Genomic DNA, 17,701 nt, shown 5'->3' with positions numbered 1-17,701 from the left:
GCACGCGCGAATCCTCTACCGACCGGCGAACTTGTCGCTCACCGAGTCGTACACGCCCTTGGCCACCTCGCCCAGTCGCGGTCCCGCGAGCCAGCCGGCGTCCACCGGGCCGATCGAGGTGTTGGAGACCAGCGCCGGCTCGCCGTCCGAGCCCGCGGCCACCCAGCCACCGCCGGACGAACCACCGGTCATCGTGCAGCCGATGCGGTACATCGTCGGGTCGGTGCCGTTGAGCGACAACCGCCCGGGCTTGTCCTGGCACTGGTACAGCGTCTGCCCGTCGTACGGCGCCGCCGCCGGGTAGCCGGTCGCGGTGATGCTCTCCACCTTGGCCACGGCCGGGGCCGCGAAGTCCACCGGCAGCGCGGAACCGACCGTCTCCTCCAGCGACTTGCCGGCGCCACCCTCCTCGGGCGTCACATGGATGACGGCGAAGTCGTACGAGGCACCGTCACCGCCGGTCTGCCCGCCCTGCTCGATCCACTGGTCGGAGGTCTGCGCCCAGTCGCCCCACCAGACGCCGTACGGCGCCACCTCTTCCTTGGTGGCCGTCTTCAGCTTCGCGGCCGACAGGCCCGAGTCGTTGTACGACGGCACGAAGGCGATGTTGCGGTACCAGCCGCCCTTCTTGCCGGCGTGCACGCAGTGGCCGGCCGTCCACACCATGTTGGACTTGCCGGGGTTGGCCGGGTCCTGCACGACCGTCGCCGAGCAGACCATCGTGCCCTCGGGGGAGTCGAAGAACACCTTGCCCGCCTCGGGAGCGTTGGCGTGATAGGTGCTCGGCACGGCCGCCGCGTCCACCGCCGTCGGCTCGGGGTCGGTCACGCCCTGGTCGTCGCCGAGGTCGCTCTCGTCGACGCCGCGGTTCGGGTCCTCCGCGTCACGCATCCGGTCCGGGTCCCACAGGCCTTCGATGATCGGGTTGACGTAGTCCTGCGCCTCGCGCAGCCAGTCGTCCCTGTCCCAGTTCTTCCAGGCGCCGTTCTTCCACTTGTCCAGGTCGATCCCGTGCTCTTTGAGCCGGTCCTTGATGTCGTCCGGGATCGTGATCTTTCCGTCGCCCGTGGCCGAGGCGGCGGCGCTGGCCCGGCTGTCCGCGTCGGAGCCGCCCGAGTCGCAGGCGGTCGCGGTGAGCGCGAGCGCCGAGGCGAGGGCGACGGCACCCAGTGCGGGGGAGATGCTGCGTGAGGCGTTCCTCCCCCGCCGAGCGAAGAACGACGGCCGTATGGATCGCATGGTGTGACTCCCCGTGGTGTCAAGGAACTTGGAGCGGTGGCCGCGCCACCGCGGGAACCCGGCGTCTTCTCATGCCTGGTTCACGCGGGTCTCACGGCCGGGTGGGACGGCATCACACGATATGCGTTCGCTGTGGGGGACCGCCGACGGAACAGCAACGGTTCCGTCACGGCAAGGATCTTGAGGCAACCCGTAACCCGGTGGACCGTCGGCGGTTGGTAGCCGTGGGGCGGGCCGCCCGTGCGGGGCCGGACCAGCGAATCCCCCGAGGCGCGAAACCACCGTCCTCCGCCCGGCTGCACCGGTTCCGGTCCCGGCGGCGGGGGGTCGCGCGGCGAACCGACTCGCCTCTGGACAGCGGGAGGACAGGAACCGTGGCCGTGACGGAACCAGTGCGGGGGGAGACGACCGCGGGGCACGTTGCCGATGAGGGCGCTGTCGACGGGGGCGCTTCCGATGAGAGGGCTGCCGATGAGGGGGCCTCTGCTCATAGGGCCCCGGGGGCGGGGCGCTTCGCCCAGGAGAACATCCTGCGCAGGCAGTCGGCACGCGAAGCGGCGGCGCGTACATACGCCCGAGCCCTGCCGATCGTGCCGGTGCGGGCCCGGGGCCTGACCATCGAGGGCGCCGACGGCCGCCGTTACCTCGACTGCCTCTCGGGCGCCGGTACCCTCGCGCTCGGCCACAACCACCCCGTCGTCCTGGAGGCCATCCGCAAGGTCCTGGACTCGGAGGCTCCGCTACAGGTCCTCGATCTCGCCACGCCCGTCAGGGACGCCTTCGTCACCGAGCTGTTCCACACCCTGCCGCCGGGGCTGGCCGACCACGCGCGCGTGCAGTTCTGCGGACCGGCCGGCACGGAGGCGGTGAGGGCCGCGCTCACCCTGGTCCGGGCCGCCACCGGCCGGACCGGCGTCCTGGCCTTCACCGGCGCGGACCACGGCCTGACCGCGGGATCCCCCGAAGGCTCCGGCGGCGCCTGCGACGTACGGGCGACCCGCCTGCCCTACCCGCAGGACTACCGCTGCCCCTTCGGCGTCGGCGGCGAGGGCGGTGCCGAACTCGCCGCCCGCTGGACCGAGTCGGTCCTCGACGACCCCGGGTCGGGTGTGTGCCGACCGGCCGGGATGATCGTCGAACCGGTGCAGGGCGAGGGCGGTGTGCTTCCCGCGCCGGACGCCTGGATGCGCCGAATGCGCCGGATCACCGCCGACCGGTCGATCCCCCTGATCGCCGACGAGGTCCAGACGGGCGTCGGCCGGACCGGCGCCTTCTGGGCGGTCGAGCACAGCGGCATCACCCCCGATGTGATGGTCCTCTCCAAGGCCATCGGCGGCAGCCTGCCCCTCGCCGTGATCGTCTACCGGGACGACCTCGACGTCTGCGAACCGGGCGCCCACGCGGGCACGTTCCGCGGCAACCAACTCGCCATGGCCGCCGGTACGGCCACCCTCGCCCACGTCCGCGCCAACGGCCTCGCCGGACGTGCGGCGACCCTCGGCGACCGCATCCTGCGCGAACTGCGCCGCCTGTCGGCTGAGTTCCCGTGCGTCGGGGAGGTGCGCGGGCGCGGCCTGATGATCGGGGTGGAGATGGTCGACCCGGAGGGGGAGGCCGAGGAGAAGTGGGGCGGACATGGTGCCGGTGCGACGCGTCCCGCGTCCTTCGAACTGGCCGCCGCCGTCCAGCGGGAGTGCCTGAGCCGGGGCCTGATCGTCGCGCTCGGCGGACGCCACGCCGGCGTCGTACGCCTGCTGCCGCCCCTCACGATCACCGACGAACAGACCGCGGCCGTACTCGACCGGTTGTCGGACGCGGTGCAGGCCGTGGCCCGCGCGCGAGCAAAGGAACGACCTTGAACACCCCACCTCCGTCCTCGTCCTCCACGTCCGTTCTCCCGGCCCCCCGGCGGCGGGAGGGCGACGCGGCCGACCCCCTGCATCACCCCGACCCGCACCAGGCGGCCCAGGCGGCGGCCGTGGAGAGCCTGCTGCGCTGCTGGGTCCGCGAGACCGGCCTGCCCGCCCCCGGCGGTGACGTCCTGCGGATCCCGCTGCCCGCCACCGGCACCGCGCTCCTCGTCCCCGTCCGCTACTGGTCGCCCACCGGATGGCACCGCTTCGGTCCGCCCCGCCCGGCCGACGCTCCGGCGCACTGCGCGCCCGCGGACGCGGTCATGGTCGCCACGCTGCTGAGCCGCGAGACGCCCAGGCCCGTGGCCACGCCCGGCGGGGCCCTCCGCGTCGAGACTCCCGTCCCCACGGGTGTGGCCGAAGGCGTCGACCTGGTCGCCCGTGTCGCCGACTCCGTCCGCCGCACGGCCACCTTCATCAGCGCCTACCGCGAGGGCCCCACAGACCGGACCGACCTCTTCCGCTCCGCCGAGCAGGCTCTGACGCTCGGGCATCCCCTCCATCCGACCCCCAAGAGCCGCGAAGGTCTCACCGACTCCGAAGCCCGGCTGTACTCACCCGAGTCGCACGGCTCCTTCCCCCTCCACTGGCTGGCCGTCGCTCCCACGGCGCTCGCCGCCGACTCCGCCTGGACCGAGCGAGGCGTCCCGTCCCCGCCAAGGTGCTGACGGCCCGGCTCGCCGGCACCCGGCTGCCGCTGCCCGAGGGGTACGCGGCCCTGCCCGTGCACCCCTGGCAACTGCGCGAGACCCGTCACCGTCCCGAGGTGGCGGCCCTGCTCGACGCCGGTCTGCTCCGAGACCTCGGCCCGAACGGCCTCCCGTGGCATCCCACCTCGTCCGTGCGCACCCTTCACCGCTCCGGGGCACCGGCGATGCTCAAGCTCTCGCTGGGGCTGCGCATCACCAACTCCCGCCGCGAGAACCTCCGCAAGGAACTGCACCGCGGCGTCGACGTCCACCGCCTGCTCCGCACCGGCCTCGGGGAGCGGTGGCGGGCGGCCCACCCGGCTTTCGACATCGTCCGGGACCCGGCCTGGCTCGCCGTGGACGGGCCCGACGGCCGTCCGGTGACCGGCCTGGACGTGATGATCCGCCACAACCCGTTCGCTCCCGCCGACGACGTCTCCTGCGTCGCCGCACTCGTCGCACCTCGCCCCGACCCGTGTCGGACGCAGGGCGGCGGCTCCGCGCCCTCCCGGCTCGCCGCGCTCGTCACACGTCTCGCCACCGTCACGGGCCGGCCGCGGGAGGCCGTGGCAGCCGAGTGGTTCCTGCGCTACCTGGAGCAGGTCGTACGCCCCGTGCTGTGGCTCGACGGTGAGGCCGGCATCGCGCTGGAGGCGCACCAGCAGAACACCCTGGTCCTCCTGGACCCCGAAGGCTGGCCCAGCGGCGGCCGCTACCGGGACAACCAGGGCTACTACTTCCGCGAGTCCCACCGGGCGGAACTGGACGCCCGGCTGCCCGGCGTCGGCGAGACGGCCGACACCTTCGTCCCGGACGAGGTCACCGACGAGCGCTTCGCCTACTACCTCGGCATCAACAACGTGCTGGGACTCGTCGGCGCCCTCGGCTCCCAGCGTCTCGCCGACGAGCAGGTCCTGCTCGCCGCCTGCCGACGCTTCCTCGCCGACGCCACCTCTCGCACCGGCCCCGGCCGGCCCCGAAGCTCCCTGCCCGCCCGGCTGCTCGACTCACCCGTCCTGCGCTGCAAGGCCAATCTGCTCACCCGCCTCCAGGGCCTCGACGAACTCGTCGGCCCGGTCGACACCCAGTCCGTCTACGTCACCATCGCCAACCCCCTGCACCGCTGAACCATCGCGTCCCGAGAGGAGCCGAACCGTGCCGTCCGCCGACGCCGAGGTCACGCCGGCACTGCGTCCGCCCGGCGACTTCCTCCCCTCGCCAGGAACGGCGCCCGGGTCCAGGACCGCGACGGACACGAGGGGTTCCGTGGTCCCCGGAGACCTTCTCGACGGCGTCGGCGGCTGGGGGCGGGCAGCCACCCCCGCCGGTGCCTTCCATCTCCTCCCCGTCCGGATCGGGCGGGACCTGCCCCGCATCTCCCGGTGGATGAACGACCCCGCGGTCGCGGCCTTCTGGGACCTGGCCGGTCCCGAGACCGTGACCGCGGCGCACCTGCGCCGCCAGCTCGCCGGCGACGGCCGCAGCGTCCCGTGCCTCGGCGTCCTGGAGGGCACCCCGATGAGCTACTGGGAGATCTACCGGGCGGACCTCGATCCGCTGGCCCGCTCCTACCCGGCCCGGCCGCACGACACCGGCATCCACCTGTTGCTCGGAGCTGTCGCCGACCGGGGCCGCGGGCTCGGCGGCGTACTGCTCAGGGCGGTCGCCGATCTCGTCCTCGACAGGCGACCCGCCTGCGTGCGTGTCGTCGCCGAGCCCGACCTGCGGAACACCCCGTCCGTCACGGCCTTCCTGACCGCCGGCTTCCGGTTCTCCGCGGAGATCGATCTGCCCGCGAAGCGAGCCGCCCTCATGATCCGGGACCGGGCCCTGCGTGAATGGCTGTGACGCCCTGCCCGGCCTGCCGATCTTCCCGACCACCAGCCGGTCGCATCCGGTCCCGATCGGTCACTCCCGAACCGATACCGGCAGCGCCTCCCCACTCACCGAAACGCCCGCCATCTTGATCGAGTCCCTCCCGTCCCCCGTGGCCACACGTTTGTCAGTGGCGCCCCGTAGGGTGGTCGCGCTATGACGAAGCCCTCACTCCCTGAACTCCTGCATGCTGCCGTCGCCGCCGTCGGCGGCACCGAGCGCCCCGGCCAGGTGACCATGGCCGAAGCCGTCGCGGAGGCGATCGACGACGGCTCCCATCTGCTGGTCCAGGCCGGCACCGGCACCGGTAAGTCGCTGGGCTACCTCGTGCCCGCGCTCGCGCAGGGGGAGCGTGTCGTCGTGGCGACCGCCACCCTGGCGCTGCAACGCCAGCTCGTGGAGCGCGACCTGCCGCGCACGGTCGACGCGCTGCATCCGCTCCTGCGCCGCCGTCCCGAGTTCGCGATGCTCAAGGGCCGGTCGAACTATCTGTGTCTGCACCGGCTGCACGAGGGCATGCCCCAGGACGAGGAGGAGGGCCTCTTCGACCAGTTCGAGGCGGCCGCGCCGACCAGCAAGCTGGGCCAGGACCTGCTGCGGCTGCGCGACTGGGCGGACGAGACGGAGAACGGCGACCGGGACGACCTGACCCCCGGCGTCTCCGACCGCGCCTGGGGGCAGATCTCGGTCTCCTCACGCGAGTGTCTCGGCGCCACGAAATGCGCGTACGGCGCCGAGTGCTTCGCGGAGATGGCCCGGGAGCGGGCCAAACTGGCCGAGGTCGTCGTCACCAACCACGCTCTGCTGGCCATCGACGCCATCGAGGGCGCGCCAGTCCTCCCCCAGCACGAGGTGCTGATCGTCGACGAGGCCCACGAGCTGGTCTCGCGGGTCACCGGCGTCGCCACCGGCGAGCTGACCGCGGGCCAGGTCAACAGAGCCGTACGCCGTGCGGCGAAGCTGGTCAACGAGAAGGCCGCCGATCAGCTCCAGACCGCCGCCGAGGGCTTCGAGCGGCTGATGGAGCTGGCCCTGCCGGGCCGCATCGAGGAGATTCCGGAGGACCTCGGCTACGCCCTCATGGCACTGCGCGACGCCGCCCGCACGGTCATCTCCGGGATCGGTGCGACCCGCGACAAGTCCGTCCAGGACGAGGACTCGGTCCGCAAGCAGGCGCTGGCCTCGGTGGAGAGCGTGCACGACGTGGCGGAGCGCCTCGTGAACGGCTCCGAGTACGACGTCGTCTGGTACGAGCGGCACGACCGCTTCGGCGCCTCCCTGCGCGTCGCCCCCATGTCCGTCTCGGGCCTGCTGCGGGAGAAGCTGTTCGCGGACCGCTCGGTGATCCTGGCCTCGGCGACCCTGAAGCTGGGCGGTGATTTCAACGGCGTGGGCGCCTCCATGGGGCTCGCCCCGGAGGGCACCCAGGGCGAGGACGTCCCGCAGTGGAAGGGCATCGACGTCGGCTCCCCCTTCGACTACCCCAGGCAGGGCATCCTGTACGTCGCGAAACACCTGGCCCGCCCCGCGCGCGACGGCGACCGCGCGGACATGCTGGACGAGCTGACCGAGCTGGTCCAGGCGGCCGGTGGACGGACCCTCGGTCTCTTCTCCTCCATGCGTGCCGCCCAGCTGGCCGCGGAGGAGCTGCGCGGCCGCGTCCCCGAGTTCCCCATCCTGTTGCAGGGCGAGGAGACGCTCGGGGAGCTGATCAAGAACTTCGCGGCGGATCCGAAGACCTGCCTCTTCGGCACGCTGTCGCTCTGGCAGGGCGTCGACGTGCCCGGGCCCAGCTGTCAGCTGGTGGTCATGGACAAGATCCCGTTCCCGCGGCCGGACGACCCGCTGATGAGTGCACGCCAGAAGGCGGTCGAGGAGGCCGGTGGCAACGGGTTCATGGCGGTCGCCGCCACCCATGCCGCGCTGCTGATGGCCCAGGGAGCGGGTCGCCTGGTCCGTGCGTCGGGCGACCGCGGTGTCGTCGCGGTACTGGACCAGCGGCTGGCGACGGCCCGCTACGGCAGCTATCTGAAGGCCTCGATGCCCGACTTCTGGTTCACGACGGACCCGAACCAGGTCCGCAGGTCGCTGGCGGCGATCGACGCGGCGGCGAAGCAGGCGGAGGAATAGCGGAGAGGGTGTGTCCCCGCGGGGGACACACCCTCTTGACCATGTGACCGGTTGCGGGACAGCACAGGGCCCCGGAACCGGCGCAGGGATCCCGGGGCCCAGTCAGGGGGCGGTCGAGGAGACCCGTCCGCCGCCGCGCTCAGACGCGGCGCAGTACGGCCACCACCTTGCCGAGGATGGTCGCGTCATCGCCGGGGATCGGCTCGTACGCGGCATTGTGCGGGAGGAGCCAGACATGGCCGTCCTCGCGCTTGAAACGCTTGACGGTGGCCTCGCCCTCCAGCATGGCGGCCACGATGTCGCCGTTCTCCGCGACCGGCTGGCGGCGGACGGTGACCCAGTCGCCGTCGCAGATCGCGGCCTCGATCATCGAGTCACCGACGACCTTCAGCACGAACAGCTCACCGTCGCCGACGAGCTGCCGGGGGAGGGGGAAGACGTCCTCGACCGACTCCTCGGCGAGGATCGGGCCACCGGCGGCGATGCGGCCGACCAGCGGGACGTACGACGCGGCGGGCTTGCCGGCGGTGTCCGTGGGCTGGACGGCCGCGGACTGGTCGGACCCGCGCACCTCGTAGGCGCGGGGGCGGTGCGGGTCGCGGCGCAGGAAGCCCTTGCGCTCCAGTGCCATCAGCTGGTGTGCGACGGATGAGGTGCTGGACAGACCGACGGCCTGGCCGATCTCGCGCATCGATGGCGGGTACCCGCGCCGCTGCACGGAGTCCCGGATGACCTCGATCACCCGACGCTGCCGGTCGGTGAGGCCCGAGCTGTCCGCCCGGATGCCTGGAGGTCGGCCCGGCAGGGAGCGCTTGTGCCCCTCCGGGTTCGTGGTTTCGTTCATCGCATGCACCGGCTCGAGTCGGCCCTGGGAGCGGTCCTGGGCAGTGATGGTGGCACTGTCTGCGGTGGTGGTCACGTCGGCCCCTCTCGGTTGTCTCCCTGCTGGACAACGGTAGTTGCTTTCGAAAGGTTGCGCCAAACACACGTTCGAGTGAAAAAGCGCAGATAGCCTGACTTGATCATGTGTCTGGGTGTATGGCTGACGCGTTGCCCGCCGGGCGGAAGGGCTGCTTGTCGTACCCTTCGCCACCGGGGCCGATGGCCTGGTGAGGTGTGACCCCAGTCTGCCATCCGCACTCCCGTGATCCGGGAACCGGGCCCGGCTCTGCGCGAGAGTCCCACCTCTCCTCCTCCTGGCGCTCACCGTATCCCTGCGCGACGCCCGGCGATATGGCCGTACGCGCGCGTGCGTCGTGTCGCGCGGGGCGGGTCGCGCAGGGCGGTTTCCGGGTGCTCGCTGTGACCGTGGGACCGCTGCGTGTGAAGGCCGTCGACGCGACACGCGACACAGCCTGGGTGAATGAGTCAGGCACCACATCTAGTGGTTGGATATCACCAGCAGCCCACAAGTTGTGGTCCCCCGGGACTTCGCACCCTCGAGGATCGCCTATGCTGGGGGCTGCTTCGAGGGGCCCGTGAGGCCCGGCGAGGCCATTGAGTCTGCTGCGAGGAGGGATGGATCATGCACTGCCCCTTCTGCAGGCACCCCGACAGCCGCGTCGTCGACAGTCGTACGACCGACGACGGCACGTCGATCCGCAGGCGCCGCCAGTGCCCTGACTGCTCCCGTCGTTTCACGACCGTGGAGACGTGCTCGCTCATGGTGGTCAAGCGGTCCGGGGTCACCGAGCCTTTCAGTCGCACCAAGGTCATCAATGGCGTCCGCAAGGCATGCCAGGGACGGCCTGTCACCGAGGACGCGCTCGCCCAGCTCGGCCAGCGGGTCGAGGAGGCGGTGCGGGCCACCGGGAGTGCCGAGCTGACCACCCACGACGTGGGGCTGGCCATACTCGGCCCGTTGCAGGAGCTGGACCTCGTCGCCTATCTGCGATTCGCCTCCGTCTACCGGGCATTCGACTCGCTCGACGACTTCGAGGCCGCCATCGCGGAACTCAGGGAGACGGGGCACCCCGCCGCGGACGACGAAGACCGCGAACACGCCGACGGCACAGACGGCGCTGACGGCACTGACGGTGCTGAAGCCGCTGTCGCGGGGGGCCGGGAAGACGACGGCGGGCGCGGAGGAACCGTTCAGGTTCCCGAGCCCGCCCACTCCGCCGACTGACCGGCGGGCCGGAACCGGAACGGCAGCTCCGGGTCCGGCCGGGCGGCGGCGGACCAAGACCTGTTGCGGGCGTAGCGCGTGGTGCCCGCAGCACAAGACAGAACACCGTGTCACAGGAACAACGTGGCATTTATGGGCGTTTTCGCCCGTACAGGGAGGCGGCATGACAGAGACGGCGAGCGGTCCGGCACGGGGTTCCCGAGCCAAGGGCGCCAAGGCGACCAAGGGCCTGCGTATCGAGCGCATCCACACGACCCCCGGCGTGCACCCGTATGACGAGGTGGCCTGGGAGCGCCGTGACGTCGTCATGACCAACTGGCGCGACGGCTCGGTCAACTTCGAGCAGCGTGGCGTCGAGTTCCCCGACTTCTGGTCGGTGAACGCGGTCAACATCGTCACCAGCAAGTACTTCCGAGGTGCCGTCGGCACCCCGCAGCGCGAGGTCAGCCTCAGGCAGCTGATCGACCGCATCGTGAAGACGTACCGGAAGGCCGGCGAGGACCACAAGTACTTCCCGTCGCCCGCCGACGCCGAGATCTTCGAGCACGAGCTGGCGTACGCCCTCCTGCACCAGATCTTCAGCTTCAACAGCCCCGTCTGGTTCAACGTGGGCACCCCGCAGCCCCAGCAGGTCTCCGCCTGCTTCATCCTGGCCGTCGACGACTCCATGGAGTCGATCCTCGACTGGTACAAGGAAGAGGGCATGATCTTCAAGGGCGGCTCCGGTGCCGGCCTGAACCTCTCCCGCATCCGCTCCTCCAAGGAGCTGCTCTCCTCCGGCGGCAACGCCTCCGGCCCGGTCTCCTTCATGCGCGGCGCCGACGCCTCCGCCGGCACCATCAAGTCCGGTGGTGCCACCCGCCGCGCCGCCAAGATGGTCGTTCTCGACGTGGATCACCCCGACATCGAGGACTTCATCGAGACCAAGGTGAAGGAGGAGGAGAAGATCCGCGTCCTGCGCGACGCGGGCTACGACATGGACCTGGGCGGCGACGACATCACGTCCGTCCAGTACCAGAACGCCAACAACTCGGTCCGCGTGAACGACGAGTTCATGACGGCCGTCGAGCAGGGCGGCAAGTTCGGCCTGCGTGCGCGGATGACCGGTGACGTGATCGAGGAGGTCGACGCCAAGTCGCTCTTCCGCAAGATCGCCGAAGCCGCCTGGGCCTGCGCCGACCCGGGTATCCAGTACGACGACACGATCAACACCTGGCACACCTGCCCCGAGTCCGGCCGGATCACCGCGTCGAACCCGTGCAGCGAGTACATGCACCTGGACAACACGTCCTGCAACCTCGCCTCGCTGAACCTGATGAAGTTCCTGAAGGACGACGGCAAGGGCCACCAGTCCTTCGAGGCCGACCGTTTCCAGAAGGTCGTCGAGCTGGTCATCACCGCGATGGACATCTCCATCTGCTTCGCGGACTTCCCGACCCAGAAGATCGGCGAGAACACGCGCGCGTTCCGCCAGCTCGGCATCGGCTACGCCAACCTCGGCGCCCTGCTGATGGCGACCGGCCACGCGTACGACTCGGACGGCGGCCGCTCGCTGGCCGGCGCCATCACCTCCCTGATGACGGGCACGGCCTACCGCCGTTCCTCCGAGCTGGCCGAGGTCGTCGGTCCGTACGACGGCTACGCCCGCAACGCCGACGCCCACAACCGCGTCATGAAGCAGCACTCCGACGCCAACCAGAAGGCCGTCGGCATCGACGACCTGGACAGCCCCGTCTGGGCCGCCGCCACGGAGGCCTGGCAGGACGTGCTGCGCCTCGGCGCGAAGAACGGTTTCCGTAACTCCCAGGCGTCCGTGCTCGCCCCGACCGGCACCATCGGTCTGGCGATGTCCTGCGACACCACCGGCGTCGAGCCCGACCTCGCCCTGGTCAAGTTCAAGAAGCTCGTCGGCGGCGGCTCGATGCAGATCGTCAACGGCACCGTCCCGCAGGCCCTGCGCCGCATGGGCTACCAGGAGGAGCAGATCGAGGCGATCGTCGCCCACATCGCCGACAACGGCAATGTGATCGACGCCCCCGGTCTCAAGCAGGAGCACTACGAGGTGTTCGACTGCGCCATGGGCGAGCGCGCCATCTCGCCGATGGGCCATGTCCGCATGATGGCCGCGATCCAGCCGTGGATCTCCGGCGCCATCTCCAAGACGGTCAACATGCCGGAGACGGCGACCGTCGAGGAGGTCGAGGAGATCTACTTCGAGGCCTGGAAGCTCGGCGTCAAGGCGCTCGCGATCTACCGCGACAACTGCAAGGTCGGCCAGCCCCTCTCCGCGAAGACCAAGGAGAAGGAGAAGGTCGAGATCACCGAGAAGGCCGAGGACACGATCCGCACCGCGGTCGAGAAGGTGGTCGAGTACCGCCCGGTCCGCAAGCGTCTCCCCAAGGGCCGTCCCGGCATCACCACGTCGTTCACCGTCGGTGGCGCCGAGGGCTACATGACCGCCAATTCCTACCCGGACGACGGTCTCGGCGAGGTCTTCCTGAAGATGTCCAAGCAGGGCTCCACGCTCGCGGGCATGATGGACGCCTTCTCCATCGCGGTCTCCGTCGGCCTCCAGTACGGCGTGCCGCTGGAGACGTACGTCTCGAAGTTCACCAACATGCGCTTCGAGCCGGCCGGTATGACGGACGACCCGGACGTGCGGATGGCGCAGTCGATCGTCGACTACATCTTCCGCCGCCTGGCGCTCGACTTCCTGCCCTTCGAGACGCGCTCCGCGCTCGGCATCCACTCCGCCGAGGAGCGTCAGCGTCACCTGGAGACCGGTTCGTACGAGCCGTCCGACGAGGACGTCGACGTGGAGGGCATGGCCCAGTCGGCCCCGCGCCCGACGGACCTGAAGGCCGTCGCCACGCCGAAGGCCGAGGTCGAGGCGGCCAAGCCCGCCCCGATGCAGGCCCACACCAGCGCCGAGCTGGTGGAGATGCAGTTGGGCATCCAGGCCGACGCCCCGCTGTGCTTCTCCTGCGGCACGAAGATGCAGCGCGCCGGTTCCTGCTACATCTGCGAGGGCTGCGGCTCGACCAGCGGTTGCAGCTGACCCCAGTAGGACCAGCCAGGGGTGAATGACCTGGCACAGGGCGGTGGAGCCGGTTTCCGGCGCCACCGCCCTCTGCGTTCGGGGAGGCGGGCACCCTTCCGCACGGGGCTTGTCGAGCGGATGTTCGGGTGGCAGGCTGCGGAGCATGATCAACAGAATCGAGCCGTTCTCCCGCCGGTGAGCGCGATAATCGGGACCCCACCGCCCGGGAAGCCGAGCACCCGCGCACCCTGTACGAGCACGCGCTGCGGCTGCACCGCCTCACCCCGCACGAACCCCTTCCGCGGAGCGGGGAGCCCTGTCCGGACGCTCCGGCGAGACGTCGGCGTCGGCAGGGACATCCGCCGGACCACAGGATCGACGGAAGCGAAGCGGCCAGGATCCTCGACGAGCACTTCGCGGACCCGAGCGCGACGCCGCTCGCACTGGCCCGCCGCCTTCAGCCCCGTCCTGTGCCCTTCCGGCACGACGAGCGTGTCGCCCAGGCGGTCCGGAGAGCGCCGGAGCCAAGGGCTCGGGAGACGGGCGGATGGCTGGTCCGGTACGGGACCGATGCCGCTGTTGTGGCCGTCGGCCTGGCCGTGCTCGCCGAGGTCGCGACATCGGACGACGTCCCCCGGATCCAGACCGTCGTCCTGCTGTCCAACGGTTTCGGCCCTCTCGCGGTGCGGGCTCTCGACCGTCTGTAGGGCGGAGTCGACGCGCTGATCTGGCTGGCGGACCGCGTGACGGCCTGGGGCCGGGTCCATGCGGTGGACGCACTCTGCCGACATGTCGATGACCACCCGGCTGTCCGGCCCTGGTTGCTGCGCCGAGCCCTGGACGGCGACTTCCTCAACAGCTACTTCGCCGACACCGTCGCGCGGGTGACGGCGCTGCACGAGGCGGTCGCGGCGTCCGGGGCCGACGCCGAAGTGGTGGACCAGACCGGGCGGATCCTGCACGTGATGACGTACTGCGAGGGCATGGGCACCCCCCTCCGCCGCTGTCCGCACGCGGTCTCCCTGATGGAAGCGCACGTCCGGCATCTGCGGCGTCTCGGGCCGACGGCAGAGCGCTTCTTCGCCGCGGCGACCGTCGCCCACCACCTCGTCCAGCAGACCCCTCTTCCCACTGACGAGGTCCCTGGAATCAAGGAGCGCTGGGACGAGGCCCGAGCGTCCTACCTCGCCCTCGTCGACCGTAGGGAGTGGCGCGAGGTGGCCCGGAGGGGCCTCGCCGAGGGGGACGAACGGCTGACGTGGCCGGCGACCGCCGTAGCGGGTGATCCGGAGCTGCGGGCCTTCTCGGACACGTCGGCCGACCCGGATGACCTGGTGGAGCCGAGGGCCGGCTCCACCAGCGTCGTCCGAGCCCACCGGAGTTTCAGGACCGGCGCAGCCGGCCCATGATCCTCGTGAACGTCGCCGGGTCGTCCTCGTAGCCCTGTACGCCGTCGTGGAGCGACCAGCCGTCGGCCGGGTCGCGCACGAACTCCGCGACCGTGGCCGCCGTCGCGCCGAGCACCCCGCCGAAGTCGTCCTCGGCCAGCACGTTGTAGCCCTCGCGGATCCGGAAGGCCGGGTTGATCACGCTGACGAAGGTCCGCTCCGCGGGACGCTGCTGGATGACGACACCGACCACCACGCGCGCGTACCGGGCGTCCAGCCGGTCGAGTTCGATCGTCATGACCTCGTCCCAGCCGAAGCCCTTGCCGTCCGTGCTGTCGCGGTTGAGCGTGATGGTGCCGTCGGGGGAGCGACTGTCGAAGTGCACCACGTAGGCGGGCTCGCCCCGTGGGTCGTCCGCCAGGTAGGTCCCGGCCACTATGTCCAGGTCGGTGGGCGGCTCACCCGCCGGACTGGGGTCCCACTTCAGAGCCATCTCGACCTTGCGGATCCCCTTGTTGAGGCCGTTCACCGGTCTTTTCCCTCCCCGTCCCCGTCAACTGTCGCGCCGAACTGGCCGCTCATCAGGGCCGGTTGTCCATCCTGCCACGCGCGCGTGGCGGCCCGCACGGGTGCCCGGCCGCCAAGAGTGACCGACGCCACGCCTGCTGGCCGTACCATGGCGCGGTGCTGGTCAAGTGGATTCGCTGCACCGTGGTGGACCGCCGCGGTTTCGAGCGGGGGCAGCGAAAGTGGGCGGGGCTTCTGGGAGAGCCGGGATTCCGGGGACAGGGCGGGGGCTGGAGCAGGGGACGGCCTTCGGTCGCGCACGTCTTCGCGTTCTGGGAGAGCCGCGCCTTCTACGACTCCTTCATGGCGCGTTCGCACGACCGGCTCGCGACCACCCAGGCGGGCACCTTCAAGGACGCCCAGGTCCGGCTGTTCGACTACCGGTTCGACGTGAAGACGGGCTTCGAACCCCGCTTCACCGACTCCGACCTGGTGCGGGTGGCCCTGTGCAGGGTCCATGCGGAACGGGCCGAACACTTCACCCTGATGCAGGAGAAGGTGTGGAACCCGGCCATGGCCGGGTCGCCCGGCATGATCCGCGGCATGTTCGCCGAGGCGCCGGGACACGAGTTCCTGGTCCTGTCGATGTGGCGCTCGCAGGCCGAACACGGCAAGTACCGCGCCGAGCGGATAGAGCGGCTGGCCCTGCGAGCACAGACGGAAGCGGATGTCTCCGCCCTCACGGGCGACATCGTCGAGCTGGAACCCACCTGGATAGTCTGATGTCCGGACCCACACGTCATGTCCCCCGGAGACGCCTCCTGTGTGCGGTTTTCGTGTGACCTACGCCGTATGGAGGCCGTACGAGTGCTCGATCGGGCGCCACCCGATCTAGTGTTTTCGCATGGTAAGACCACGGCGCATCGTCCTTGTCCGGCACGGGGAGTCAACGGGCAATGTTGATGACACCGTCTACGAGCGTGAACCCGACCACGCACTGGCACTGACCGAGCGAGGCCGGCAACAGGCGGAGGAGACCGGCAAGCGGTTGCGGGAGGTGCTCGGCGACGAGCGGGTCAGCGTGTACGTCTCGCCCTACCGGCGCACGCACGAGACCCTCCGCGCGTTCCACCTCGACCCCGACCTCATACGCGTACGGGAGGAACCCCGGCTGCGCGAGCAGGACTGGGGGAACTGGCAGGACCGCGACGACGTCCGCCTCCAGAAGGCCTACCGTGACGCGTACGGGCACTTCTTCTACCGCTTCGCCCAGGGCGAGAGCGGGGCGGACGTGTACGACCGGGTCGGCGGCTTCCTGGAGAGCCTGTTCCGCAGTTTCGAGGCTCCCGACCACCCGCCGAACGTGCTGATCGTGACGCACGGGCTGGCCATGCGACTGTTCTGCATGCGCTGGTTCCACTGGACGGTCGCCGAGTTCGAGTCCCTGTCGAATCCGGGGAACGCCGAGATGCGGATGCTCGTTCTCGGGGACGACGGCAAGTACGCCCTCGACCGGCCGTTCGGCCGCTGGCGGGATCCGGAGCCGTACGGGATCACTGGAGAGTGGCAGAGCGATGACCGTTGACTCCTCCCCCGAGGGGCGCCTGGCGCGCGCCCTGGCGGCCCTGCGCGGACTGGCGGTGGGGGACGCGCTGGGCTCGCAGTTCTTCGTGCCGGCGCACTACCCGCTGCTGAAGGACCGCGGGCTGCCGCCCGGCCGCTGGCAGTGGACGGACGACACGGAAATGGCCTGTTCCGTCGTCGCCGTCCTGGCCGCACACCGGCGCATCGACCAGGACGCCCTGGCCCAGTCCTTCGCCGCGCACCACGACTTCGACCGCGGTTACGGCCCCGCCGTCAACCGGCTGCTGAGACTCGTCCGGGAGGGCGGCGACTGGCGTGAACTCGCCGCCGCCCTGTTCAACGGCCAGGGCTCCTGGGGCAACGGTGCCGCCATGCGGATCGCCCCCCTGGGCGCCTGGTACGCCGACGATCCCGAACAGGCGATCCACCAGGCGGAGATCTCCGCCTACCCCACGCACCAGCACCGGGAGGCCGTGGTCGGCGCCATGGCCGTCGCCGCGGCAGCCGCGCTGGCCGGTGCGCCGGGGGGCCCGCCCAGCGCGGACGCCCTCCTGGAAGGCGTCATCGGCCTCATCCCCAGGAGCGCCGTGACCGCGGGACTGCGGCGGGCCCGGGACATGCTCGACTACGGCGATGCCGGCACCGTGGCGGCGGTCCTGGGCTGCGGACGGCGTACGACGGCCCATGACACCGTCCCGTTCGCGCTCTGGTCCGCGGCCCGCTCCCTCGGTGACTACGAGGAGGCCTTCTGGACCACCGCGCAGGTCGGCGGGGACGTGGACACGACCTGCGCCATCGTGGGCGGCGTCATCGCCTCCGGCACGGCCGGGAGGCCTCCCGCCGCCTGGACGGAGCGGGTGGAGGCCTTCCCGGCCTGGGTCCCTTCGTCCGTCTGAGCGGCTCCGCCCGGTGTCCCACCGAGTGGTCGCCGCCCGCCCCTCCCAGCCCGTCGATGTGAACACTGTGTGTTCGGTGGGAACTCTGCGTGATCCGGTGGGCGTTGTCCTGGCATCCGCTGTGCCATGTACGGGCACGGCGGTGGAGGGCGGGACGAGCGGCTGTGGTGGAGGTGTGCGCGGTGGTCATGAGGTCGGTGGTCCGGGTGGGCCGGGTGGTCCTGCTGGTGTCCTCGGTCGTGGCCGGGGTGCTCGGCGGGCGGGGAGGCACAGGGCGAGTGCGCATCGGCCCGGGTGGGTGGGGTGGGGCGG

Annotated in this window: 12 protein-coding genes and 2 pseudogenes; 11 read left to right on the top strand and 3 right to left on the bottom strand. The window is 70.9% G+C overall.

What is annotated here, in order from left to right:
- Positions 1-15: 15 nt before the first annotated feature.
- Complete coding sequence (locus BM536_RS09065; RefSeq protein WP_094102783.1) at positions 16-1,239, bottom strand: trypsin-like serine peptidase; 1,224 nt, start codon at positions 1,237-1,239, stop codon at positions 16-18.
- A 374-nt stretch (positions 1,240-1,613) separates the two neighbouring features.
- On the opposite strand from BM536_RS09065, the gene BM536_RS09060 reads away from it, so the two are divergent.
- From BM536_RS09060 to BM536_RS09045, 4 genes and pseudogenes are all read left to right on the top strand, one after another.
- Positions 1,614-3,098 (top strand): diaminobutyrate--2-oxoglutarate transaminase family protein, encoded by a 1,485-nt coding sequence (locus BM536_RS09060; protein ID WP_073491633.1) that lies wholly within the window; start codon positions 1,614-1,616, stop codon positions 3,096-3,098.
- A pseudogene (locus tag BM536_RS09055) lies at positions 3,095-4,968 on the top strand (IucA/IucC family protein). Before BM536_RS09060 ends, BM536_RS09055 begins: the two are co-directional and overlap by 4 nt.
- Before the next feature lie 28 nt (positions 4,969-4,996).
- On the top strand, positions 4,997-5,689 hold the full coding sequence (locus BM536_RS09050; protein WP_094102782.1) for a GNAT family N-acetyltransferase: 693 nt from the start codon (positions 4,997-4,999) through the stop codon (positions 5,687-5,689).
- A gap of 183 nt (positions 5,690-5,872) precedes the next feature.
- Positions 5,873-7,846: an ATP-dependent DNA helicase gene (locus BM536_RS09045; RefSeq protein WP_073491632.1), complete on the top strand. Its 1,974-nt coding sequence runs from the start codon at positions 5,873-5,875 to the stop codon at positions 7,844-7,846.
- A gap of 139 nt (positions 7,847-7,985) precedes the next feature.
- Here the strand turns inward: BM536_RS09045 and lexA are convergent, their stop codons facing one another.
- Entirely contained in the window at positions 7,986-8,765 is a 780-nt protein-coding gene (gene lexA / locus BM536_RS09040) for a transcriptional repressor LexA (RefSeq protein WP_073491631.1), read from the bottom strand.
- Between the two features lie 606 nt (positions 8,766-9,371).
- On the opposite strand from lexA, the gene nrdR reads away from it, so the two are divergent.
- The 4 genes from nrdR (at position 9,372) to BM536_RS09025 (ending at position 14,423) form a co-directional block, all read left to right on the top strand.
- Positions 9,372-9,974 carry a transcriptional regulator NrdR gene (gene nrdR, locus BM536_RS09035; protein ID WP_073491630.1) on the top strand — a complete coding sequence of 201 codons (603 nt, stop codon included), beginning with the start codon at positions 9,372-9,374 and terminating at the stop codon, positions 9,972-9,974.
- Between the two features lie 163 nt (positions 9,975-10,137).
- A complete protein-coding gene (locus tag BM536_RS09030; RefSeq protein WP_073491629.1) occupies positions 10,138-13,032 on the top strand; it encodes a vitamin B12-dependent ribonucleotide reductase in 2,895 nt (964 codons plus the stop codon).
- Between the two features lie 563 nt (positions 13,033-13,595).
- Positions 13,596-13,721 (top strand): hypothetical protein, encoded by a 126-nt coding sequence (locus BM536_RS43945; protein ID WP_281258553.1) that lies wholly within the window; start codon positions 13,596-13,598, stop codon positions 13,719-13,721.
- Positions 13,722-13,835: 114 nt separating this feature from the next.
- On the top strand, positions 13,836-14,423 hold the full coding sequence (locus BM536_RS09025) for a hypothetical protein (RefSeq protein WP_073491628.1): 588 nt from the start codon (positions 13,836-13,838) through the stop codon (positions 14,421-14,423).
- On the opposite strand, the pseudogene BM536_RS09020 reads toward BM536_RS09025, so the two are convergent.
- Positions 14,398-14,937, bottom strand: a pseudogene (locus tag BM536_RS09020) (TerD family protein); the annotation flags it as partial. The gene BM536_RS09025 and the pseudogene BM536_RS09020 sit on opposite strands and share 26 nt — an antisense overlap.
- A gap of 149 nt (positions 14,938-15,086) precedes the next feature.
- Here BM536_RS09020 and BM536_RS09015 point away from each other — a divergent pair.
- The 3 genes from BM536_RS09015 (at position 15,087) to BM536_RS09005 (ending at position 17,389) form a co-directional block, all read left to right on the top strand.
- Entirely contained in the window at positions 15,087-15,692 is a 606-nt protein-coding gene (locus BM536_RS09015; protein WP_073491626.1) for a YdbC family protein, read from the top strand.
- 121 nt (positions 15,693-15,813) lie between these two features.
- A complete protein-coding gene (locus BM536_RS09010) occupies positions 15,814-16,494 on the top strand; it encodes a histidine phosphatase family protein (RefSeq protein WP_073491625.1) in 681 nt (226 codons plus the stop codon).
- Positions 16,484-17,389, top strand: a complete 906-nt coding sequence (locus BM536_RS09005) for an ADP-ribosylglycohydrolase family protein (protein ID WP_073491624.1) — start codon at positions 16,484-16,486, stop codon at positions 17,387-17,389. Before BM536_RS09010 ends, BM536_RS09005 begins: the two co-directional genes overlap by 11 nt.
- Positions 17,390-17,701: the final 312 nt, after the last annotated feature.

Source organism: Streptomyces phaeoluteigriseus (assembly GCF_001896135.2).
GTDB classification, from domain to species: domain Bacteria; phylum Actinomycetota; class Actinomycetes; order Streptomycetales; family Streptomycetaceae; genus Streptomyces; species Streptomyces phaeoluteigriseus.
This window is presented reverse-complemented; position numbering and strand designations above follow the sequence as displayed.